Origin of the sequence: Nonomuraea sp. NPDC049625 (assembly GCF_040675285.1) — a bacterium.
Taxonomy (GTDB): domain Bacteria; phylum Actinomycetota; class Actinomycetes; order Streptosporangiales; family Streptosporangiaceae; genus Nonomuraea; species Nonomuraea angiospora_A.
This window is the reverse complement of record NZ_JBFAOQ010000020.1, coordinates 65,874-87,773: the sequence shown is the minus strand read 5'-3', so window position 1 is coordinate 87,773 and position 21,900 is coordinate 65,874. Positions and strand designations below refer to the sequence as shown.

18 protein-coding genes, 1 tRNA gene and 1 pseudogene are annotated in these 21,900 nt (G+C 67.9%); 6 read left to right on the top strand and 14 right to left on the bottom strand.

All coding sequences use genetic code 11. From position 1 onward, the window contains the following. Positions 1–201 precede the first annotated feature (201 nt). A tRNA-Tyr gene (locus AB0J87_RS53470) sits at positions 202–283 on the bottom strand. Positions 284–542: 259 nt separating this feature from the next. On the opposite strand from AB0J87_RS53470, the gene AB0J87_RS53465 reads away from it, so the two are divergent. The 3 genes from AB0J87_RS53465 (at position 543) to AB0J87_RS53455 (ending at position 3,004) form a co-directional block, all read left to right on the top strand. Next, complete coding sequence (locus tag AB0J87_RS53465; protein ID WP_350733739.1) at positions 543–1,043, top strand: YajQ family cyclic di-GMP-binding protein; 501 nt, start codon at positions 543–545, stop codon at positions 1,041–1,043. A gap of 973 nt (positions 1,044–2,016) precedes the next feature. Then, positions 2,017–2,271 carry a hypothetical protein gene (locus AB0J87_RS53460; RefSeq protein ID WP_363981273.1) on the top strand — a complete coding sequence of 85 codons (255 nt, stop codon included), beginning with the start codon at positions 2,017–2,019 and terminating at the stop codon, positions 2,269–2,271. A gap of 259 nt (positions 2,272–2,530) precedes the next feature. Further along, on the top strand, positions 2,531–3,004 hold the full coding sequence (locus tag AB0J87_RS53455; RefSeq protein WP_363981271.1) for an NUDIX domain-containing protein: 474 nt from the start codon (positions 2,531–2,533) through the stop codon (positions 3,002–3,004). On the opposite strand, the gene AB0J87_RS53450 is transcribed toward AB0J87_RS53455, so the two are convergent. From AB0J87_RS53450 to AB0J87_RS53415, 8 genes and pseudogenes are all read right to left on the bottom strand, one after another. Beyond that, complete coding sequence (locus AB0J87_RS53450) at positions 2,979–4,463, bottom strand: hypothetical protein (RefSeq protein WP_363981268.1); 1,485 nt, start codon at positions 4,461–4,463, stop codon at positions 2,979–2,981. The genes AB0J87_RS53455 and AB0J87_RS53450 overlap by 26 nt on opposite strands. A 3-nt stretch (positions 4,464–4,466) precedes the next feature. Then, on the bottom strand, positions 4,467–5,318 hold the full coding sequence (gene htpX, locus AB0J87_RS53445; RefSeq protein ID WP_363981265.1) for a zinc metalloprotease HtpX: 852 nt from the start codon (positions 5,316–5,318) through the stop codon (positions 4,467–4,469). A 130-nt stretch (positions 5,319–5,448) separates the two neighbouring features. Further along, positions 5,449–7,035, bottom strand: a complete 1,587-nt coding sequence (locus AB0J87_RS53440; protein WP_363981262.1) for an NADH-quinone oxidoreductase subunit N — start codon at positions 7,033–7,035, stop codon at positions 5,449–5,451. Beyond that, positions 7,032–8,876 (bottom strand): NADH-quinone oxidoreductase subunit M, encoded by a 1,845-nt coding sequence (locus AB0J87_RS53435; protein WP_363981579.1) that lies wholly within the window; start codon positions 8,874–8,876, stop codon positions 7,032–7,034. Before AB0J87_RS53435 ends, AB0J87_RS53440 begins: the two co-directional genes overlap by 4 nt. A gap of 87 nt (positions 8,877–8,963) precedes the next feature. Beyond that, positions 8,964–11,060, bottom strand: coding sequence for an NADH-quinone oxidoreductase subunit L (locus AB0J87_RS53430; RefSeq protein ID WP_363981259.1), 2,097 nt, complete (start codon positions 11,058–11,060; stop codon positions 8,964–8,966). Between the two features lie 350 nt (positions 11,061–11,410). Then, a pseudogene (gene nuoK, locus AB0J87_RS53425) lies at positions 11,411–11,710 on the bottom strand (NADH-quinone oxidoreductase subunit NuoK); the annotation flags it as partial. Further along, on the bottom strand, positions 11,710–12,513 hold the full coding sequence (locus AB0J87_RS53420) for an NADH-quinone oxidoreductase subunit J (protein ID WP_363981256.1): 804 nt from the start codon (positions 12,511–12,513) through the stop codon (positions 11,710–11,712). The gene AB0J87_RS53420 and the pseudogene nuoK, both read right to left, overlap by 1 nt. Continuing rightward, positions 12,510–13,844 carry a 4Fe-4S binding protein gene (locus AB0J87_RS53415; protein WP_363981576.1) on the bottom strand — a complete coding sequence of 445 codons (1,335 nt, stop codon included), beginning with the start codon at positions 13,842–13,844 and terminating at the stop codon, positions 12,510–12,512. Before AB0J87_RS53415 ends, AB0J87_RS53420 begins: the two co-directional genes overlap by 4 nt. Before the next feature lie 268 nt (positions 13,845–14,112). Here AB0J87_RS53415 and AB0J87_RS53410 point away from each other — a divergent pair, with 268 nt between their 5' ends. Next, positions 14,113–15,540, top strand: coding sequence for a protein kinase (locus AB0J87_RS53410; protein WP_363981253.1), 1,428 nt, complete (start codon positions 14,113–14,115; stop codon positions 15,538–15,540). 521 nt (positions 15,541–16,061) lie between these two features. Here the strand turns inward: AB0J87_RS53410 and AB0J87_RS53405 are convergent. From AB0J87_RS53405 to ndhC, 5 genes are all read right to left on the bottom strand, one after another. Then, positions 16,062–17,021 carry a hypothetical protein gene (locus tag AB0J87_RS53405; RefSeq protein WP_363981250.1) on the bottom strand — a complete coding sequence of 320 codons (960 nt, stop codon included), beginning with the start codon at positions 17,019–17,021 and terminating at the stop codon, positions 16,062–16,064. Between the two features lie 63 nt (positions 17,022–17,084). Next, positions 17,085–18,026, bottom strand: a complete 942-nt coding sequence (gene nuoH, locus AB0J87_RS53400; RefSeq protein ID WP_363981248.1) for an NADH-quinone oxidoreductase subunit NuoH — start codon at positions 18,024–18,026, stop codon at positions 17,085–17,087. Further along, positions 18,019–18,801 (bottom strand): NADH-quinone oxidoreductase subunit C, encoded by a 783-nt coding sequence (locus tag AB0J87_RS53395; protein ID WP_363981245.1) that lies wholly within the window; start codon positions 18,799–18,801, stop codon positions 18,019–18,021. Before AB0J87_RS53395 ends, nuoH begins: the two co-directional genes overlap by 8 nt. Then, on the bottom strand, positions 18,798–19,265 hold the full coding sequence (locus tag AB0J87_RS53390; RefSeq protein ID WP_225965718.1) for an NADH-quinone oxidoreductase subunit B: 468 nt from the start codon (positions 19,263–19,265) through the stop codon (positions 18,798–18,800). The genes AB0J87_RS53395 and AB0J87_RS53390 overlap by 4 nt, the downstream gene beginning before the upstream one ends. 467 nt (positions 19,266–19,732) lie before the next feature. Beyond that, the gene (gene ndhC, locus AB0J87_RS53385; protein ID WP_350733559.1) at positions 19,733–20,104 is read right to left on the bottom strand and encodes an NADH-quinone oxidoreductase subunit A; all 372 of its coding nucleotides are present in this window, start codon (positions 20,102–20,104) and stop codon (positions 19,733–19,735) included. 176 nt (positions 20,105–20,280) lie between these two features. Here ndhC and AB0J87_RS53380 point away from each other — a divergent pair, with 176 nt between their 5' ends. After that, positions 20,281–21,756 carry a polysaccharide deacetylase family protein gene (locus AB0J87_RS53380; RefSeq protein ID WP_363981242.1) on the top strand — a complete coding sequence of 492 codons (1,476 nt, stop codon included), beginning with the start codon at positions 20,281–20,283 and terminating at the stop codon, positions 21,754–21,756. Positions 21,757–21,789: 33 nt separating this feature from the next. Further along, complete coding sequence (locus AB0J87_RS53375; protein WP_350733556.1) at positions 21,790–21,879, top strand: putative leader peptide; 90 nt, start codon at positions 21,790–21,792, stop codon at positions 21,877–21,879. Positions 21,880–21,900: the final 21 nt, after the last annotated feature.

Sequence of the window (21,900 nt, the reverse complement as noted above, 5' to 3'; positions counted from 1 at the left end):
GAGCCCCGTCCCACCGCCGGGGCTCTTCTTCTTGGCCGCGTATTGGCCGAAACCCCTGGCCGACCTGCGAAAATGCACTCAAGATCATTGCACGTATATTGGTGGACCAGCGACAACGGGCCGCTCAGAGCGGCATCTGGCTGCACACCCCTGAAACGCAGAAGAGGCCCCGAAGGGCCTCTGAGCTGCGCTTACTGCGTGTGGCAGGTGCAAGGTTCGAACTTGCGTAGGCTGAGCCGACGGTTTTACAGACCGCTCCCTTTGGCCACTCGGGCAACCTGCCGTGCCATCCGCTCTCGCGGCGACAGATAGAAGGATAGCGGACTTCCGAGGTGTACGTGACAACGGTTGGGTGTGCGCCGGATCTCCGTTGGGCACCGCGCCGAAACGGGTGGAGGGGAGCCGGAATCTGGACGGTTCTCCGTACGGGGAGCGGTGTCCTGCGCGGCGGGCCGATGCTGGCTAGGCTCGTGCGCTGGGTCCGCGCGTTTTCGCGTACGCCGGGGAAGCAGGATCCGGGTAGTGCTTTCGCCGCTGAGAGGATGAGTGTTTTGGCCGATTCGTCTTTCGACATCGTGAGCAAGATCGACCGTCAGGAGGTCGACAACGCTCTGAACCAGACGGTCAAGGAGATCGGGCACCGCTTCGACTTCAAGGGTACGGGGGCCGCGATCAGCTGGTCAGGGCAGGACAACATCGAGATCAAGGCGAACAGCGAGGAGCGGGCGAATGCCGCTCTCGACGTGTTCAAGGAGAAGGTGGTCAAGCGGGGCCTCTCGCTGAAGATCCTCGACGCGGGTGAGCCCAAGCTGTCGGGCAAGGAGTACCGGATGCTGGTCAGCCTGAAGGAGGGCATCGACCAGGAGAACGCGAAGAAGATCTCCAAGCTGATTCGCGACGAGGGGCCGAAGGGGATCAAGGCGCAGATTCAGGGCGAGGAGCTTCGGGTCAGCTCGAAGAAGAAGGACGACCTTCAGGACGTCATCTCCCTTCTGAAGGGCAAGGATCTGGACATCGCCCTCCAGTTCGTGAACTACCGCTAGCGGAGGCCTACTTCAGGCCTTTGAACTGGCGTTCCAGCGTTCCGCAGGGCTCGGAGGGCACATCCGGGGCACACGGTCGAGCGCGCTGTCCACGAGGGCACGCGTCTTCTCCTGTGCCTCGGGCCGCTCCCCCACATGTACGTATCCTCGGTGGAGTGGCTGAGAGCGGGCTACACAGCCTTGGTCGAGGTGCCCTTGCGGATCGGCCAAATGGCTCCGTGGGTGATGTAGGCCAGTCAGAGGCGGGGCGCCCACCGCGGACCGCCAACGCCCATATGCACGGCCTAGAGGCCACATTTCGGAAGTGAGTTCATAGCGACTCATGGCGACCTTGTAGCGGATGGCGAGCGTGCCGAAGCGAGGTGGTCACGGCCCGATGAGGTTTGAGCCGGTTGATGCCGTGTCCCACAGGTGGCGCTGCTTGCATGATCGACCGGCTTCTTCCGCACGCCACCGGGCCCGGCGCTCGGCCCGTAGATCGCCTGCCAGCACCCATACCGCTCCGGGAAGTTCCACTAAAACGCTCCCACCCGCATCCGCACCGGGGCCTTCAATCAGCTGCCGGTTCGTCCAGGTCGGCGAGCGCTCCGGCGCGCGGCCGGCGGGCAGGGACGGCTCCGGTACCGCCACCAATGAGGTGCTGGCGAAGTCTCCGCGTTTGATGGTCTTCTTGGCTCGTTGAACCATCTATCCGAGATCTCGTGCCTGTGTCGATCGCCGATGCGGCACCCGGTCTTTCCGATCCGTCGCCTTGACCCGTTTTCGCTGGCGGAGTTCTTCGCCGACGCGCACCATGGGAGTTCGATCCTCCTCCCGGGGAAAAGAAATCTAGGCACCGGTGCGAAAGAACCACTGCCTGACTACGGGCGCCCATCGGCAGTTGGGGAACTGTCCGTCACTGAGTCCTCACTCAATGAGACCATGGATGAAGTCAACCACAAGGGAGTACTCCCTCTGCCGCAAAGGTGGAACAGTGGACATAGAAGGACGCCTTCTCGACCTGATGTCACGGATGCGGGCACTCGAAGCGGGCGTGCCCAGCAGTGGCGCCGGCAAGGCCACAACGGCCGAAGTCGACCAGATAAAGGCCGACATCGCCGAGTTCCGTATTGAGGTCAGACAAGATCTCGCAGCTCTCGGCGACGAGATGGCCGGGCTTCGGCGGCACTTGAACGAGTACCTCAGTTCCATCCAATGCAAGGTTCAGCTCCAGCCGGGGTCCCTCTAACCCGAGCTCATCCCTAGATAGCCAAAGGCTCAGCCAAAGCCGCCGATATGCTCGCGGCGGCTCAGGCTGAGCCCAGCATCCGCTTGATCTCTGACCTGCGTGGTATGGACATGAATGATCGGCCTCACAGTGCTTCAGGTTGATCTGGTCCAGTCCCCAGGGTCTGGCTGGTTGTCCAGCCCGATCGCGCCCTCAGTCAGATTGCTCTGGAGGATGGCGGCGGGCGGCATGTCGGGGCTCGATCGTAAGCTCGGTAAACGTGACGAAGATCCCCCTGCGCCGCTTTACGGCGCGTGCCCTGCCCATTGATGATCAAGATCGGGTTCTCCTGCTCCACGGCTTCGATCCGGCCAGGCCCGATGAGCCGTTCTGGTTCACGATCGGCGGGGCGGCGGAGGATGGCGAGACGTTGCAGGAGGCGGCGGCGCGGGAGTTGTTCGAGGAGGTCGGGATCCGGGCGAATGCGGACGAGCTCAGCGGACCGTACGGGAACAGCGTGATCGAGTTCAACTGGTCCGAGTACGCCATCACGCAGGATCAGACGTTCTTCGCGATCTGGGTGGGGGCCGGTGCGGTCGTGTCGTTCGATCACATGGAGCAGACCGAGAAGGACACGACGATGGCTTACCGGTGGTGGAGCGCGGAGGAGCTCGAGAGCACGGAGGAGACCTTCTTCCCGACGGATCTCGCGTCCATCCTGCGCCAGGTCACTGAGGGCGGAGGATCCGCGTAGCGCCGGCGATCAGCGCCGTGGCCAGGATCCAGCCGGAGACGATCAGTCCGTACGCGAGCCACTGCGTCCACCCACCCGGGTCGAACAGCTCTCGTTGCCCGAATGCGGGGATCGGGAGCAGGAGGTCGAAGGTGTAGGCGAAGGCGTTGAAATCGGGGCTCTCGGAGGGTTTGAGCGCTCTTGGGGGGCTGATGGCGAAGACGACCGTCCCGATCGCCAGCAGCAGGGCGAACCATATGCCCGCCAGCCAGGGGCGGTAACCGTACCCGACCGCGACGTCGAGCAGCCGCCCCCACGCCCGGCTACCGAGGCCCTGGGTCTGCCGGCGGGCGCGGAGTTTGGCGAGTTGGGTGCGCCGGGCGAGCGCGTCGTTGCCGTCGCTGAGGAACCAGGCGGCGAGTTGCTCGTACGGCTGCGGCCTGAACCCCTCCGGATCCCGGGTCACCCAGTCGATTCGGCGGGTTACGCCGGAGCCGCGCAGGCGGTCGTAGGTCAGGCCGTTCAGGCGTAATTTCTCGGGCCAGGTGTCTGGATTGTCGTGCAGCGTGCCGACGGTGGTGTGTGCGAGGGTGACGACGCCTTCGATGAGCTTTGCGGGCTTCAGGTAGAGCTCGCGGAGCTCCATGTGGCTTGCGTGGAGGGCGTAGCGGGTGTCCGGGCTTCGGATGATCCCGTTGAGCGAGAGTGTCCCGTTGATTCGCGCTCCGCGTAATCGTATGCAGCCCAGTGCCAGGAATCCGTCGGTGCAGCGCATGGTGTCCTCGACGACCATGTTGTCGGCGATGAGGGCCTGGTTGCCGGGATTGCGGAGGGTTGCGCCGTCCAGGAAGAGTCCACCGTTGAGGCGGGCGCCGACCAGACCGATTGCTCCGGTGAAGTCGGCGTTGCGCAGGTACGTGCCGGAGTCCACGACGACGGCGTTCGCGTAGAGCGCCCATCCCTCGTCGTCGTCGGCCGTCATCTTGGTCCCACCCAGCCACAGCCCGCTCTCGAACTGGGCCCGGTTCAGGCGGACGGTGCCGGTGATGTTCGAGCCGGACAGGCTGAGGTGCCCGGCCACCCGCAGGCCGCCGCCGCTGAGGCCCGGGAGACGGCAGTCGGTCAGGCGTACGGTGCGGGTGTTGGAGTCGGTGAAGCGGATGGGTTCATCCAGATGGCAGCCGATCAGGCTGAGTTCGTACGGGATCGTGCCGCCGATGATCGTGAGCCGGCCGGTGATCCGGGCGCCGCGCAGACGTACCGCCGGGACCGAGCCGGTGCCGGTGTCGCGGGCGCCGAGGAGCAACTGGGCGATCACTTCGGCTCTGATCGAGCGTTCGGGCCCCCACGTGTGGCCGTCCGTGGGAGCGTTCGCGCCGGCCGTACGGAACGGACCGATCTTGAACGGGCCCAGCTCGACGGTCTGGCCGGTGGGGAACGCGTTCCAGAGCCTCCGCTCCGCCTTGGTTAATCGGCCCATGGGTCAGCGGCGGTAGCCGGCCATCCGCTCGAGGCGGGCGACCCGCTCGGACGTGGGCGGATGCGTGGAGAACAGCCGGCCGAAGCCCGAGCCGCTGAACGGGTTCGCGATCATCATGTGGGAGGCCGAGGTGAGGCGGCTGTTCTCGGGGAGCGGAAGCCTGCGGGCACCCATCTCGATCTTGCGGAGCGCCGAGGCCAGGGCGAGCGGGTCGCCCGTGAGCCTGGCACCCGATTCGTCGGCCTGGAACTCTCTCGTCCGGGAGATCGCCATCTGCACCATCCCTGCCGCCACCGGTCCGAGCACCATCATCAGCAGCGCGCCCACGAAGCCCGGCCCCTCGTCATCGTCCGAGCCGCCGAAGAACACGGCCACGTAACTGATCCAGGTGATCATCGTGGCCAGCGCGCTGGCTACGGAGGAGATGAGGATGTCCCGGTTGTACACGTGTGACAACTCGTGCCCGATCACTCCGCGCAGCTCGGCCTCGTCGAGCAGCTTGGTCAGGCCGTACGTCACGCACACCGCGGCCTGGCGAGGGCTTCTGCCGGTCGCGAACGCGTTCGGCTGCACCGTCGGCGAGATGTACAGGCGCGGCATCGGCTGGCGAGCCTCGGTGGAGAGCTCTCGCACGATCCGGTAGAGCGTGGGCTGCTCCACCTCGCTGACCGGCCTGGCACGCATGGCCGACAGGGCGATGCGGTCGGAGAAGAAATAGGCGACTCCGTTGCTCGCCAGGGCGAGCACGAGCGCGATCTGCACACCGGCGCCGCCGCCCAACCACGCGCCCACCGCGACAATCAGCGCCGACAGGCCGCCCAGCAGGATGGCCGTGCGCAGACCGTTGTGGTGCAAGGTTTCCCCCCTTCGTGGTCTGGGTTCACCTCCTCCAACGACCACGACCCGGTGCTTCGTTCCCCAGCCGCTCCCCGGCGTGCTCAGCTGCGGGCGGAGCGCGACTTTCTTCTTACCCACGGCCCGTCTCTCAACCGAAGGCGGACAGTGCGGTCATGTCCAGGACCAGTTGGGGGGCGATCGAGAACAGCACGGCCGCTGCCAGAGCGAGGCCGATGGCCAGCCACGTCATGGGCGTCGGGCGGTGCCGGACGAGGACCGGTGCCGTGGGAGGGGTGAAGAGGCGCGCGGTCCAGACAGCGTAGTAGTAGAGGCCGATCACGGTGTTGACGGCCATGATCAGGGCAAGCCAGCCCGAGCCGCCCTCCACGATCTCGCGGAAGACGAACACCTTGGCGAAGAGCCCGGCCAGGCCCGGTGGCAGGCCGGCCAGGCAGACCAGGCAGAACGCCAGCGCGAGCCCCGCCGCGGGTCGCCGGAACGCCAGGCCCCGGTAGTCGTCGAGCTCGTTGCGGGTGGCGGTCCTGGAGACGAGCAGGACCACCGCGAACGCGCCGAGGTTCATGGCGGCGTAGATGACCAGGTACGCCATGGAAGTGCTGACCGCGCCGACCCCGGTTCCGGCTGGGTATGTGCCGGGTCCCCTGGCAGGCCGAAGGGTTATGCCCTGGGCCGCCACCGCCAGCGGCGCCAGGATGTAGCCGGACTGCGCGACGGAGGACCAGGCCAGCAGGCGTACGGCGGAGCGTTGGCGCATGGCGAGCAGGTTGCCCGCGGTCATGGTCAGCGCGGCGATGATCCCGACAATGGGCGCCCAGGTGGCAGCCTGCCCGGACAGTCCGGCGACCAGTACGAGGATCAACCCGGCGAACCCGGCCGCCTTGGAGATCACCGAGAGCAGCGCGGCCACGGGGACCGGGGCGCCCTGATAGACATCGGCCGCCCAGGAGTGGAACGGCACCGCGGCGATCTTGAAGGCGAACCCCGCCACGACGAGCACGACTCCGACCGAGACGACGGCGGGCAGACCCTGGACCGCCGCGAGGGTCGTGGTCTCCGCCAACCCCGGCGCCGGGGCCTGACCGCTGAACACGGCCGCGAGGCGGGACAGGTAGACCGTGCCCGCGATGCCGTACAGAAGCGAGACGCCGAACAGCATGACGGCCGTCGACACCACCGAAACCACGAAGAGCTTCACGGCGGCCTCGGAGGCTCGGCCGTCGTAGCGCTTCATGGCGGTGAGGGCGAAGACCGGGAGCGAGACCAGCTCGAGCGCCACCACGAGCATGATCAGGTCTCGGGAGGCGGGCAGGGTCACCGCGCCGACGAGGGTGCAAAGGAGGAGGAAGTACCACTCACCCACCGGGATGCCGCCGGCCGCCAGCTCGGTCATCGACATCAGCACGACCACCACGGCCGCGACCAGCACCATGCCCGCGAAGACCAGCGTGAAGCCGTCCGCCACGAAGGAGCACTGCCTGGTGGGACCGGCGAGGTCGGCCGGGACGCAGAAGGTCGATCGCGGCGGGCCGCCCCTGATCGCCTGGGCGACGACGAAGGCCAGCGCGACCAGGACGCCTGCCAGCGTGACGAGCCCCAGCACGGGCTTCGTACGGGGGCGGGCCGGGAGGAAGGCGTCCAGCAGCAGCACCAGACCGGCCACCAGGGCCAGCGCCAGCGGGGGCGCGATCACGAAGTAGTCGATCTGCTGGATCATGAGACGGCTCCCAGCAGGGTCTGCACGGCCGGTGTGGTGAGCGACAGGAGGAGGCCCGGCCAGAGCCCGAAGAGCAGGATCAGGGCCACCAGCGGTGTCCATGCCAGCAGCTCGTAACTCCTGATGTCATCTGGCGCCTGCCGCCGGGGCGCGCCGGTAACCCGCTGAGGGCCGCCCGGGAGGGTGCCGCCGCTCACGGCTCCGGCATCTTCCAGGCGCGCGTCACCGCTGGACGGTCGGACGTGGTCTGAGGGCGTGCCGCCGTTCAAGGGTCCGGCATCTTCCAGGTACGCGTCGTCACCGGACGGTGCGGCATGGTCCGGAGGCGTGCTGGGTTCGGTGGCGCTTGGAGGCTTGTTCTGGCCGCTGTAGGGCTCCGGTCTCGGGGGCGGCTCCAAGGTGGCCGTCGCCGAGCGTCTTGCCGTCGAGCCGAGAGGTACGACGGGACGCTCGTCCGGTGTGACGCCTTCCCGCTCGTCCATGCGGGGGCGACCGTGGGTCACGCGGGACAGCATGACCAGGAAGTACGCGGCCGTCAGGGCCGCCCCCAGCCCTCCGATCGCCATGTACGTCACGAACAGCGCGCGGGGCAGCCCGTTCGCCGGCTGGAAGGCCCCGAACAGCGCCAGCATCTCCCCCCAGAATCCGGCCAGCCCCGGCAGCCCCAGCGAGGCGATCGACGCGAAGGTGAGCACCGAGCCCAGCCGCGGCAGCGTCGCCAGCATGCCGCCGCCCAGGGAAGGCATGTCGGCGGTGTGGTAGCGGTCCTTGATCGCCCCGGCCAGGAAGAACAGCAGGCCGGTGATGAGGCCGTGGGCGACGTTCGCGAAGAGGGCGCCGTTGATGCCGACCGGGGTCAGCGTGGCGAACCCCAGCAGGACGAAGCCCATGTGGCCGACGGACGAGTAGGCGATCATGCGTTTGAGGTCACGCTGGGCGAGGCAGGCCAGAGCGCCATAAATGATGCCTACCACGGCGAACGCACCGAGCCACGGAGCCACCGCCATCGCGCCCTCGGGGAGGATGGGGATGGCGATCCTGGCGAAGCCGTACGTGCCCATCTTCAGCAGCACCCCGGCGAGCAGAACCGAGCCGACGGTGGGAGCCTCGGTGTGGGCGTCGGGCAGCCAGGTGTGCAAAGGCCACATGGGGGTCTTTACCGCCAGGCCGATGCCGATCGCCACGAACGCCACGATCTGCACAGACCTCGCTATACCGGCACCGTGGGCCGCGCTCAGGGCCTCGATGTCGAGCGTGCCGGTCTGCGCCCATACGAGCAGCAGGCCGAGCAGCATCACGACCGAGCCGAGCAGCGTGTACAGGATGAACTTGACCGACGCCGCCCGGCGGCCCTCTCCGCCCCAGATACCGATCAAGAAGTACATCGGGATGAGGACGATCTCGAAGAACACGAAGAAGAGCAGCAGGTCGAGAGCGAGGAAGGTACCGATCATGCCCACTTCGAGCACCAGCAGCGTGAACACCAGTGCCCTCGGCCGCGCCCCCACGAACCCCCTCCGCGCGGCACCCCAGCACAGGTAGACGAAGCACAGGAACGTCAGCAGCGCCGTCAGCACGATCAGCGGCAGCGAGATCCCGTCGACGCCGAGGTGGAAGCGGAGACCCAGCCCGGGGATCCACGCCTGATCGACCTCGAACTGCGGCCGCGCGCCCCGTGAGTAGTCGAAGGTCGCGGCCAGCAGCATGGCCAGTGCCAGCGTCAGGCCGGACAGGGTCAGTCCGTACGTGTGCAGCAACGGCCGGAGCCGGTGCGGCGCGAGGAGGAGCAGGAGGGCGCCGAGCAGCGGCACGGCCAGCAGCGCGACGGAGAGCCAGGCCATCATGCGAGCGCCTCCGCCTCTGCGCCGAGGCGATACCGGGCCGTCATGCGAACACCACCGCCTCTGCGCCGAGGCGATACCGGGCCGTCATGCGAACACCACCGCCCCCACCGCGATCAGCAGGACACCGGCCAGCAGGCCGCTCACGTAGAGCTGGACATTGCCGTTCTGGGCCAGTCGCAGCAGTCCGGACAATCCGCGCGCCGACCTGCCGGACGCGCGCACCGCCCCGTCCACGACCACGTCGTCCGTCCGCACCACCAGCCTGGCCAGGGCCAGGACCGGGCGTACGAACAGCGCGGCGTAGAGGCCGTCCACGGAGAACGCCCGCTCGCACGGCCCCCGCAACGGCCCCAGCAGGCGGGCCGGGTCGGCGATGGGATCGATGCGCCAGAACGCGTACACCGTCCCGGCGCCGAGTGCGGCGAGCACGACGCTGACGGCGGCCACGCCGAGGTCCAGGTGCAGCTCCCCCGCGAAGCCCAGCAGCAGGGTGGGGACGGCGAGGACGACGACGGGAACGAGCATCGTGCGGGGGGCCTCGGCGACGTCCACGACGTGGGCCGTGCCCGGCTCCGGCTCGGGGAGCGCCACGGCCCGCGCCTGGCCGAAGAACGTGCGTAGCCAGGCTCTGGTGGCGTACGCGCCGGTGACGGCCACGGTCACGAGCGCGCAGCCGTACAGGAGGAGCGCGGCCGCGTCCGTCAGGCCACCGGTGGACAGTGCGCGGTCCATGGCCAGCAGGATGCCATCCTTGCTGAAGAAGCCGCTGGCCGGAGGGATGCCCATCAAGGCGGCGAAACCTATTGTCATCGTCGCGAACGTCACCGGCAGTTCGCGCCGCAGGCCGCCCATCTGGGTCATCAGGTTGGAACCGACGTGGTGGATCACCGCACCCGCGCACAGGAACAGCAGAGCCTTGAACGCGCCGTGAGTCAGCAGGTGGAAGATGGCCGCCGTGTCGGAGCCCGCGGCCAGGCCGCCTGCCATGTACGCGAGCTGGCTGATCGTGGAGTAGGCGAGCACGCGTTTCAGGTCGTCCTGGGCCAACGCGGCCAGCGCCGAACCCAGCATGCCCAGGGCCGCGACGACGGCCAGCACGTCGAGCGTGGGCCGGGCCGCGAGGAACGCGGGGAACAGCCTGGCCACGATGAAGATCCCTGCGGCGACCATGGTGGCGGCGTGGATCAGGGCGCTGATCGGCGTGGGGCCCGCCATGGCGTCAGGGAGCCACGTGTGCAGCGGGACCTGGGCGCTCTTGCCCGCCACACCGGCCAGCAGGAGCATCGTGGCGGTCACGAGCGTGGCCGCGGACATCTCCGGCACCTTGCCCAGCACGTCGGTGATGCGGAAACTTCCCGCCGCGAGACCGAGCACGAAGATGCCGAAGAGGAAGCCGACGTCGCCCAGACGGGTGACGAGGAACGCCTTGACCGCCGCGCGGGAATTGCTCCGGTCTTCCCACCAGTGGCCGATGAGGAGGTACGAGCAGAGGCCCATGATCTCCCAGCCCACGTAGAGGACCAGGAGGTCGCCCGCGTAGATCACCAGGAGCATGGCGCTGGTGAACAGGCTGATGAACGCGCTGTAGGAGGGGTAGCGCGGATCGTCCTTGAGGTAGCCGACGGAGTAGACCTGTACGGCCAGGGCGACGAGGGTGACCAGGACGCCGAGGATGCTCGACAGGTTGTCGGCCTGGAGGATGAGCGTGATCGGGACGCCGCCGGTGACGATGGTGCCGTACGTCTGGCCTGTGGGTGGGGAGGTGGTCGCGCCGTGCAGGTAGGCGACGCCCGGGCCCCAGGCGAGCCAGCCCGCCAGGATCGCTGAGAGCGTGGTCGGGAGGATCGCGATCCAGGCTGCCCGGGTGTTGGCTCGCTGGGTCGCCGCTCTGGTTGCCGCAGCTGTCTCGGCTGACTTGGCTTCGTGCTCGGGCGTGGTGGCCTCTATCGCGGAGGTCGCGGTTTCGAGGGCCGGGGTTGTGGCCTTTGGGGTGGATGTCGTGGTTTCGGAGGCGGGTGTCGTCGTCCCGAGGTTGCCGGCTGGGGCGCCTGGGCTGGGCGTCTTGGGCCCTCTTGTGCCGGAGGGGGCGGTGGAGCGCTGGTGGGGCCAGCGGGAGAGCAGGAGCCCTGCCGCGGCGGCGACGAAGGGCAGGAGCACGGCGATGAGCGGGAAAGTCGTCACAGCGTGCCACCTCGCTTGGCGGGCTGCTCGTCCCCACGACCGCCTTCGGCCTCCGCCTTCCCTGTCCGATCCGCCTCGCTTGTCCCGTCCGAGTGGTCTGAGGCTGCTTGGGGTGCCTGAGCCGGCTGGGTGTGGTGGTGCTCGTTGGGCTCAGCGGTGGCGGGTGGACGGCCTTCGGTGGGCTCAACCGTGTTGGCGGGCGTGGCGGGATCGGACGTGGCGGGGTCAGGTGGGTGTTCCGGGGCGATGGCGTGGCCTCGTACCGGTGTCGTCGCTGAGCGCGCGGCGGCGGCGGGCTGGTCGGGAATGCCCGCGATCGCCGGCGTCTCTGTGGGCTCGTCGGTGGGTTCGGCGAGGTCGCGGAGGTGGTCGATGTCGACGGTGCGGCGGTTGCGGTACAGCGCCAGCACGATCGCGAGGCCCAGGCCCACCTCGGCGGCCGCAATGACGATGACGAACAGGGTGAGGACCTGGCCGCTGTGCAGGCGGTCGGCCAGCCACACGTCGAACGCCACCAGGTTGAGGTTGACGGCGTTGAGCATCAGCTCGACCGACATCAGCACGAGGATCGTGTTGCGGCGGACGAGCACGCCATAGACGCCGATGGAGAACAGGAGCGCAGAGACCACGGCCGGGTAGACGATGTGCACTAATGACCCCCGGTCTGATCGGGCGGCAGATGACCCCCGGTCCGGTCGGGCACCGAGTTGTCCCGGGTGTCGGGGGGTGACGGGCTGGTCTCCGGCCGGGCGGGCGAGCTTTCCCCGCTCCGGGTGGATGGTGACCTATCCCCCGTATGCGCATCCTCCCCGGCTTTGTGACCCCCAACCCGCCGAGGTGCCGAGTCCCTTTCCGTCGGCGACCTTGCGGCGCGCGTCTCGTCGGGTGGGGTGTTGCTCCCGGTATGAGCGGACGGCGCGCCGCCGGGGATGTCCGTACGGGACAGGACGATGGCGCCGATCAGGGCGGCGAGCAGGAGCACGGACAGCGCCTCGAACGGCAGCACCCAGGTGGCGAACACACTGGCGCCCAGCTCCTTCGCGGCTCCCTGGCCTGGGGTCAACGGTGTGTAGGCGGCGTGGAATCCGTCGATCACCACCGTGACGAGAATGGCCGCGGTCGCCACCGCCACCAGGGCTGCGACCAGGCGGTTGCCGCTGTCCAGGTCTGTGGAGCGGCCGATAGGGGCCCGGGTGAGCATGATGCCGAACAGCAGCAGCACCACCACCGCGCCCACATAGATCAGCACCTGGACCCAGGCCACGAACTCGGCGGTCAGCACGAGATAACAGCCCGCCAGGGCGCCGAAGGACACCACGAGCCAGAGGGCGGCGTGGACGAGTTGTTTGGTCGTGACGACAAGCAGCGCCGATCCAACCGCTACCGCGCCCAGCAGCAAGAAGACGATCTCTTGCCCGGTGGGTGACAGGTAGGAGGGCACCGCTTCGGTCACGACTCCTCCTCGGACTCCCTTGTCTCGTCAGGACCGAGCCGCCCGGGCGGTCGGATGGACCGTGGATCGGCCATCCTGCGCCTGCGAGGGCTCGCGGCAGAAGTTTGCTCCTCCGGCTCGGGCTTCGGTTGCGGGCCGCCCGAGGCTGTGGACAACTTTTCTGAGGACGACTGCCCTGTGGATGAAGCCTGTCCCTGGGGTGGCTCCTCCGCGGAGGGACCAGTCTCGCCGTCTTCTGTGGGGGGAGAGGCGGTGGCCGCCGTTGGGGAGGGCGCGCTGGTCGTCGGGTCGTCGTCCTTCGTTGCGGGGGCTGCGGCCGTCTCGCTTTCTCCTGCGGGACGAGATGCGGTCGTCTCGCTTTCTCCTGCGGGGCGAGATGCGGTCGTCTGGCCCTCTTCCGGGGGGAGGGCGGAGCGCGGCACGTCGGCATTCGGCTCAGAGGTGTCGTCCTGAGCGCGGGATGGGAGGGCGCCTGGAGGACGGATCCCCCGTACGTTCTGGATGGGTCGGCGTGGGCGTCCGCCTGGTGTGCGTGACGGAGCGGTCGCCGGGCCTGATCCGGGCGCGCCCGCAGTGGGCTCCCCGTCCTGGGCGTCGGGCGTGGGCGTCGTCGCTGAGGTGTCGGGGGCCGTGCCTGGGGTGCTGGATTCGGGAATCGTCCCGGATGCGCCAGCTCCGGGCTCGGATGGGACGATTTCAGGCGTTGCTCCGGAAACGTCGGCTTCGGGCGCTGTTCTGGAGACGCTTGCCTCGGACGTTGTTCCGGGCAGGCTTGCTTCGGATGTTGTTCCGGGGGCGCCTGCTGAGTGCTCTGCTCTGGTTGTGGGCTGCGAGCTTTTTGCTGTGGTTGTGGGCCCTGCGTCCGGTGCTTCGGAGGTGGGGCGCGTCTCGCTTGTTCCCGCTGCCGGCCGGGTCTTCTGTGCGTCCGGGGAGGGGCCGGCTGCCGTACCTCTGCGCTGGGGTGGTTCCGCTGTGCGTGCCGTACGGGCGGCGGGGCGGCGGGGGGCGGCCGTGAGTTCCTTCGGGGGCTCGGCGCCCGGGTCGTGGGCCGGAGGCGGGGGGACGGTCTGGGTCCAGGCGGCCAGCTTGTCCTTCTCATGGATGAGGTTGCGGATGTCGCCTTCCGCGTACTCGAACTCCGGAGACCAGAAGAGAGCGTCGAACGGGCACACCTCGATGCATATCCCGCAGTACATGCACAGGCTGAAGTCGATGGCGAAGCGGTCGAGGACGTTCCGCTGGCGAGGGCGGCCGCCCTCGGGAGCCGGGATCGTCTCCTTGTGGGAGTCGATGTAGATGCACCAGTCGGGGCACTCTCGGGCACAGAGCATGCAAGAGGTGCAGTTCTCCTCGACCAGGGCGATGACGCCGCGGCTGCGGGGCGGGAGGGCAGGCTTGACCTCGGGATACTGCTGCGTCACCGATTTGCGCAGCATGTGGCGAAGGGTGATGGACAGCCCCTTTGCCAGTCCGACTCCTGGTATCCGCCCCATGCTTCAATATCATGACGCAATTGGTCCCGCAGGCAAATGAGTGGGGACAGGGTCCCCGGTTTTCCACAGCCGTCCACAGGTTGACGGGGAGTTATCCACAAGCTGTGTGCATGCCCGGTATGAACCGTGCCGGGGCGATAGTCTCTCGGCCATGCAGCAGAGCCATCAGGTCCGTCCCGGTGGCGGGGCGTGGGCGGCCGCCGTCGTCTGGGCCTGCCTGCCCCTGTTCACGTGCGGGCTGGCGACCCCGTTCACCATCGGGTTCGCCGCGTTCTGGCTGCGGAGCATCTGGCAGGTCTTCGCGGCGTCCGCCTACCTGGTCTGCATCGGGTCGTTCGTGATCTCGGCGCTGGCGTACGACACCTTCGAAGACATTCCGCAGCCGCTGTCCGTGCTGGTCTCGTTGGGGCTGTTCGTCAGCTGGCTCGGCGGGGCCATTCACTCGGGAATCCTGGTGCCGACCATGGTGCGGGCGCGGCTCCGGGGGCCGGTGCATCCGACGCACACGAATCTGCACCAGAGGACGACCTCGCCCTCCCATCAGCATGGGCATCGGGAGCCCGGCCCCTATCAGGGGCGTCCCGGCCCTGCTGAGGCACACCGGCCGCGTCCCGCCTCCGCCGAGACGCACCGGCCACGTCCCACCTCGGCCGAGACGCACCAGCGGCGTACCGACTCCGCCGACACCCATCCGCCGCGTCCCGGACGTGGCGAAAACTACCGGCGGCGTACGACCGAGCCTGAGTCGCGCCCGCGGCGCCCCGGAGAGCCTGAGTGGATCGGGCACTATCGGGTGCTCCAGTCGCTCGGGCGTGGTGGGCAGGGGGCGGTTTACCTGGCCATGGCGCCCAACGGGACGCGGGTGGCCGTGAAGGTGCTGCACGATCTCGTCGATGAGATGGCGCGGGCCAGGTTCGCGCGGGAGGTCGACGCGGCGCGGCGGGTGGCGACGTTTTCCACAGCCCGTGTGCTCGACGTGAACATCTCCGGGCAGCATGCCTACATTGTCAGCGAATACGTGGAGGGGCCCTCGCTGGAGCAGCTCGTCAAGAAACACGGGCCGCGTGACGAGGACAGTCTGACCAGGCTGGCGTTATCCACAGCCGGAGCGTTGGCGGCTATCCACAAGGCGGGGATCGTGCATCGTGACTTCAAGCCGAGCAATGTGCTGATCGGGAACGACGGGCCTCGGGTGATCGACTTCGGGATCGCCCGGGCACTGGATCAGGTGACGATGACGTCGGGGAAGATGGTCGGGACGCCGCCGTACATGTCGCCTGAGCAGCTGACCGGGGAGGCTGTGGGGCCGGCTTCCGATGTGTTCAGCTGGGCTGTGACGATCATGTTCGCGGCTACTGGGCGGCCTGCCTTCGGGGAGGACACCGTGCCTGCTGTGTTCAACCGGGTGCTCACGCTGCATCCGGATCTGTCGCCGCTGTCGCCTGCTTTACGGGGAGTTGTGGGGTCTTGTCTTAACAAGCGGCCTGAGGATCGGCCTTCGGCGTCTGATGTGATGCTGGCGATCGTGCACTGAGTTGTTGCTGCCCAGAGCGGCCTCCTGGTCGTGGGAGGGATGGGTTGCGGTGTGACGCGCTTGGCGGCTTGGGCGGGCGTGCTGAGTGAGCAGTTGGGGTTGATCTGCCGGTGTTCTCGGCGCTGTTGGCCGCTGCCGCCTCTGGCCCGGGTGCGTTGGCGTCGTTGATCTCCCGGCGCGCCTTCGACATGGGCAGGCGCTGGGGGTCCGGGGGTGCTGACGTCGTTGATCGCGCGGCGTGCCTTCGACATGGGCAGGCGTTGCTGGGCCGGGGGTGTTGGCGCTGTTGTTGACGTCGTTGATGGTGATTAGCACCCAGGCTGGTTGGGCGCCGCCGAACCGGGCGGATCCTCAACCGGGCAGGCCGTTCAACCGGGCCGTTCAACCGGGCAGGCCGTTCAACCGGTTGGGCTCCGGGCGTGTTGTCAGTGTGGGTGGCTGATCGCGGGTGTCCGCCAACGGGAGTTGGTTAGGGCGTGCGGGTGGTCGCTGCTGTTCTTTCCGCGGCTGTTCCGGGGTTGTCACGGGTTGGCTTCTTTGGTGGCTCTGGTGAGGTTGAGGTACTCCTCGCGCGAGATGCGGTGTACGGCGAGGGAGAGGTTGTGGCGTTTGGTGAAGGCGTGGGCGTGTTCGGGGAGCCAGCGGCCCGGGAGGTGGTGGAGGGGGCTGCCGGTTACGTCGAGGATGAAGAGGCCGGTGAGGCTGTCGTACTGATAGAGGAGCAGGCTGAAGGCTTCGCGCGGGGATGCGCCGATTCGCCGGGTGGCCGTGACCTCCGTGCCATGGAAGATCTGGAGCGTTCCGGAGGAGTTTGCTTTGAGGTCCGGTCCGCGGCCCGCTGAGGGCAGGAGGGTGCCTCTGCGCGCCCGCCAGCGGGTTATTCGTCCGAAGACGGGACGTAACACCAGCAGTGCGGGGCTGAAGGCGACCATCAGCCATTTGGATTCGAACATTTCCAGGAGGAACCGGCCCATTGACGAGACAGCGCGCCAGGCAGCCCACATTCCCAGAGACGCGAGGTAAGCCATGACGGCCAAGCCTGCGATTCCCGCGCAAATGGCAACCGGCTTGTGCCATTTGCGCGGGAACAACGGTCGGAGGCCGCGTAAACGTTGCCAGCCGGGGGCGCGGCTTGCCAGGACCGCGCGTACACGGGCCGGAGGGTGGGAGCGGGCGTCCAGCAATGGGATGCCTGCCCTGTGCGCGAAAAGCTCCAGGTCGGGCTTGTGCCACTCGCCCGGCAGGTCGAGCAGGACCAGGCCGTCCGCGTCCAGGGCCGCTATGCCTTGCACGGGTTGGAGCTTGCCGGTTTTGGTGGTGATCTGCTCGCAGTTGTAGTGGTAGAGGCTCGCAGGTGTCACGCGTACGGAATGGTCTGAAGCAACGTCGGTGACGACCAAGGTTCGGTCGTGTGATGTCAGAACGGTTTCCGGGCGGAGTTCGCCCTTTGTCGCGCCTGAGATCGGGACGAGATGGTCCATAGCCATACCCCCAAAGGCCCCCTGCCCAGGTACGACGAATAAAGCGAACCTAAAGTTTCTGCTCTAGACGAGAACCTTGATGATGCCGGTCAGGGCCAGTTGGCCAAGGGCCAGGGGGACCAGGATGGCCCAGGCGAGCTTTTGCAGCTGGTCCTCGCGCAGCCGGGGGAACGTGACGCGCAGCCAGATCACCACGAACGACAGCGCGAAGACCTTGATCAGAGTCCACAGCCAGCCGGGGAGGAACGGGCCGTGCCAGCCGCCCAGGAACAGAACGGTGGTCAGGAACGACAAGACCACGATCCCGACGTACTCGGCGAGCATGAACAGCGCGAAGCGCATGCCTGTGTACTCGGTCATCGGGCCCATGATGATCTCGGACTCGGCGATCGGCATGTCGAACGGGGGGCGGCGCAGTTCGGCGAGTCCCGCCAGGAAGAAGACGACGCCGCCGACGGCCTGCCACGGCAGCCACCACCATTGCCACGCCTCGACGATGCCGGGGATCGACAGCGTGCCCGCGGCCATGGCGACGGAGGAGGCCGCCAGGACCAGCGGCAGCTCGTACGACATGAGCTGGGCGGCCGAACGCATCCCGCCGAGCACCGAGTATTTGTTGGCCGAGGCCCACCCGGCCATGATCGAGCCGAGGACGCCGATGCCCATGACGGCGAGGACGAAGAAGAGGCCGAGGTCGAGGTTCACGGCCACGCGGTCCCGGTCGATGGGGATGGCGATCAGTACGACGAGGTACGGGACGAGCGCCACGCCGGGGGCGATCATGAAAATGCGGCGGTCGGCCGCGGCCGGGATGACGTCCTCCTTCTGCGCGAACTTCACCCCGTCGGCGATGAGCTGCGCCCAACCGTGGAAACGACCCGCGTACATGGGGCCCAACCGCGACTGCATGTGAGCCATGACCTTGTGCTCGGTCTGGCCGACGATCAGCGGCAGAACCAGGAACACGATGAGGATGACGGCGAAGCTCAACACCACTTCAAGCATCGGGCGGCCCCCAGTCGGCTGGAACTCCTGGCGGAAGTGTCTTGCGGCGGCTCGGTGCGCCATGTCCCGATTCGCCGGGCTCCTTGGCGCCGGGCCACGGCTTGGCCACGCGGGCGGCGAGAATGAAATCCTTGCGGAGCGGGTGGCCCTCGAACCCGTCGGGCAGGAGGAGGGGCACGAGGTAGGGGTGATCGTCGAAGATCACGCCGAACATCTCGTACGTCTCGCGCTCGTGCCAGTTCGCGCCCCGGTAGACGCCTACCGCGGTGGGGAGGTGGGGGTCTTCGCGGGGTACGCGGGTGCGGAGGAGCAGGCGTGCTCCGGCGGTCAGGTTGTAGACGTGGGCCACGACGAGGAAGGCCTCCGGCGGGTCGTCCACGCCGGTCAGCCAGTCGAAGAACGCGTAGCCGAGGTCGTCTCGGACGAACGTCAGGAGCTCGATCCAGTCGGCGGGGGTCACGTCGATGGTGGTGTCGCCGTAGGACTCGGAGATCTCGGCACGGTCCCCGAACCGGGCCTCCACCTGGGTGAGACCGCCAGGGAGGCCAGTGGTGTCGGGGGGTTGATGCCGTGTCGACTGCTGGGTGCCGTCGTCCGTCGGTTGTGTGGACGGGCGGGTTTCGGGCCGCTCGGACGGCTGTGTGGGCGGACGAGTCCCTGGCTGTTTGGACGGGCGGGTTTCGGGCCGCTCGGGTGGCTGCTGGTCGTGGGGGTTGGAGGCGTTCGAGGGGTCGGGGGTGTTGTCCGGTCGGTCCGGGGTTCCCTCGGTGGTCACGCGTCCTCCCCATGGGAGCGGGACCATACGTACCGGTCGCTGAGCTTCTCGTCGGCGATCTTCTCTTGGAGCTTCATGATCCCGTACAGGAGAGCCTCAGGGCGGGGCGGGCAGCCGGGGACGTACACGTCAACGGGGATGATCTGGTCCACGCCGTTGGTCACGCAGTAGGAGTCCCAGTAGGGGCCGCCGGAGTTGGAGCAGGCGCCGAACGAGATCACGTATTTGGGGTCGGGCATCTGCTCGTAGAGGCGCTTGACGGCCGGGGCCATCTTGTCGGTGACCGTGCCGGAGACGATCATCAGGTCGGCCTGGCGCGGGCCGTTCGCGAACGGGATCACGCCGAACCTGATGAAGTCGTGCCTGCTCATCGAGGTCGCGATGAACTCGATGGCGCAGCAGGCCAGCCCGAAGTTGAACACCCAAAGCGAGTAGCGCCGGCCCCAGTTGAGCACGAAGCGCATCGGCTTGGGCGCCAACCTGGAGATCGGGCCCACGGTGGGCATCGGGAGGTCTGTTGCTGCCATGTTGACCATTCTTGCGCGGATCGCAGGTCAGGCAAAGGAATCTTCGGTTGGGGGATGGTTGGGGACTTCTTGGGATCGGCAAGCGGTGAGAGGAGGCGCGCGAGCATGGCGGGGCGAGCATGGCGCAGGTGGGAATCAGCGGGGGCAGGGGCGAAGGCGCGGGGCGAAGGCGGAGGTGAAGACGAGTCGGGGGTGGAGGTGAGGGTGTGGCGAAGGCGAGAGTGGAGGCGAAACTGAGGGTGCGGGTGAAGGCGAGAGTGGAGGCGAAACTGAGGGTGCGGGTGAAGGCGTGGCGCAGGTGAAGGCGCGGTGCAGGTGAAGGCGCGGTGCAGGTGAAGGCGCGGTGCAGGTGAAGGCGCGGTGCAGGTGAAGGCGCGGCGCGGGTGAAGGCGTGGGCGGGTGGGTTAGGTCCAGGTGAGTACGCGTTTGCGCCAGGCGTACAGGATGCCGAGGGCGATGAAGCCCAGGAAGACGAACATCTCCACGAGCGTCGTCAACCCATAGCCAGGCGTGTCGAAGATCGTGGCCCAGGGGAACAGGAAGACGGCGTCCACCGCGAACACCACATACAGGTAAGTGAAGACGTAGTAGCGGACCTGCGACTGCGCCCACCCCTCCCCGACCGGGTCGACCCCGCACTCGTACGTGGTCAGTTTCTCCGGAGTCGGGCGGGTCGGGCGGAGGAGGCGGTTGGCCATCAGGGCGCCGGCCACGATGGCGACGCCGATGGCGAGCAGTGCGGCGACGAGCACGTAGGACCCGAAGTAGCCCTCCATGAGTGAGATCGTAACCCGGAACCCCCCTCACGAACCTGGTCAAAGTTCAGGAATCCGCCACAAACCCCGGCCCAGAAGGCATCAGCGCCCGCCAGGTACCCGCGCCGGTCAAAGGCTCGGTGGTGATCACGTCAAGACGGGGTAAATAGTAAGATCAGCAACATACCCTGACATTCATGCACAAATTGCGATTCTTTTCCGGAATCGCTCTGCTGGCCCTCTCGGCGACCGCCTGCGATCTGGCGGCCGCCACCCCCGAGAGGGAGGTCGTGGTCCCGGCAGAGCCGACGATGATCGACTTTGTCGACCCGGCGGCCGTTGCCGGCCTGTCCACCAGGACGCTCACCGACGACCACTACACCGGCAGCCGATATGTGCACATCAGCTACCCCGAGTTCCAGAACGCCCCCGCGCTCAACCGCGCCCTGCGCGCCGAGGCCGAGCGGAGGTGGCGGGACTTCGGCGGGCGGACCAAAGGCCGCGCCGCCTCCTCGCGGCCCGAGCTGAACGTGGACTGGCAGCTCGCCGCCGCCTCCCCCCAGGCGATCGCGGTACGGCTGCGGACGGGCGAGTTCCAGGGCGCGGGCTGGGCCTACTCCACGCGTACGTACTGGTTCGACCGGCGCAGCGGCAAGGTGGCGGAGTCGGCCGGGCTGCTCGACGGCGAGCACGCCCTGCGGCAGCTCGCCCAGCTGGTGCGGGAGCAGTTCAAGGGACGCGGGTCGCAGGTCGAGCGGGAAGAGGTCAGCGCCGGAGGCGACCGGTTCGACTCGATGGCGTTCAACCGGGGCGGGGACCTGGTGGTCGAGTTCGACGACTGCCAGATCGGGCCGTGCTCGCTGGGGCGGCTGGCCGTGGCGATCCCGGCGGAGCGGGTACGTCCGCTGCTGTCCGAGTTCGGGCGGCGGGTGCAGGACAGCGTGCGGGAGGCGGCCAGGAGGGCTCCGATCCGGCGGCCCGAAACGGCGCCCACGGAGAGCCCGCAGGCCGCCAGCAACCGGGCGGGGACCGTGGACTGCGCCAAGGCCAAGTGCGTGGCGCTGACGTTCGACGACGGCCCCGGGCCCTATACCGCCAAATTGCTGGACATCTTGCGGAAAGGCCAGGCGAGGGCGACGTTCTTCGTGGTCGGCTCCAACGCCGCCGCCCAGCCCGCGCTGGTCAAGAGGATGAGCGCCGAAGGGCACCTCGTCGGCAACCACACGTGGGACCACAAGGACCTCTCGAAACAGGCGACGAGCCGGATCACCGACTCGCTCGCGCGCACCGAGGACGCGGTCTCGACCGCCATCGGGCAGCGGCCGGCGCTCGCGCGCACGCCGTACGGGACCGCGAGCCAGGCCGTGCGCGACGTCGCGGCCGAACTGGGGCTGGCCCTGGTCGACTGGGACATCGACGCCAAGGATCTGTTCGCAGATAAAGCGGGCGACATCGCGGACCTTGCCGTGCGCAAGGCGCATCCAGGTGCGATCATTCTCATGCACGACATCCACCGGGAAACGGTTGACGCGGTTCCGGACATCCTCAAACGGCTGCGCGGGAAGGGTTACAGCTTCGTCACCGTTCCTGAGTTGTACGGCTCGGCAGGGATGCAGGCCGGACACCTGTACCGGTCGGGGAGCGAGCTGCCGGGTAAGCGCCCCCTGACGTAGGACACGTATTGGGGGGACGTATAGTTGGCGCTCGTGACCCGAACCGTTCTGTACGCCCGCCTGCATGTGGACCTCTGCAGGCTCGCGTCCGGGCTGTGTCGTCGTTCTCCCACCTCACCCTGACTTCGACCGCGTTTACCCGCT

Coding starts and splice junctions, on each gene's coding strand:
- nuoH (WP_363981248.1), bottom strand. CDS start 18,026: ATGCTTGAAGTGGTGTTGAGCTTCGCCGTCATCCTCATCGTGTTCCTG.
- AB0J87_RS53380 (WP_363981242.1), top strand. CDS start 20,281: ATGCACAAATTGCGATTCTTTTCCGGAATCGCTCTGCTGGCCCTCTCG.
- AB0J87_RS53390 (WP_225965718.1), bottom strand. CDS start 19,265: ATGCGCTTCGTGCTCAACTGGGGCCGGCGCTACTCGCTTTGGGTGTTC.
- AB0J87_RS53440 (WP_363981262.1), bottom strand. CDS start 7,035: ATGATCCAGCAGATCGACTACTTCGTGATCGCGCCCCCGCTGGCGCTG.
- AB0J87_RS53435 (WP_363981579.1), bottom strand. CDS start 8,876: ATGGCCTGGCTCTCCGTCGCGCTGCTGGCCGTGCCGCTGCTCGGCGCC.
- AB0J87_RS53415 (WP_363981576.1), bottom strand. CDS start 13,844: ATGCTCTGTGCCCGAGAGTGCCCCGACTGGTGCATCTACATCGACTCC.
- AB0J87_RS53450 (WP_363981268.1), bottom strand. CDS start 4,463: ATGGGCCGATTAACCAAGGCGGAGCGGAGGCTCTGGAACGCGTTCCCC.
- AB0J87_RS53465 (WP_350733739.1), top strand. CDS start 543: ATGAGTGTTTTGGCCGATTCGTCTTTCGACATCGTGAGCAAGATCGAC.
- ndhC (WP_350733559.1), bottom strand. CDS start 20,104: ATGGAGGGCTACTTCGGGTCCTACGTGCTCGTCGCCGCACTGCTCGCC.
- AB0J87_RS53405 (WP_363981250.1), bottom strand. CDS start 17,021: ATGGACCATCTCGTCCCGATCTCAGGCGCGACAAAGGGCGAACTCCGC.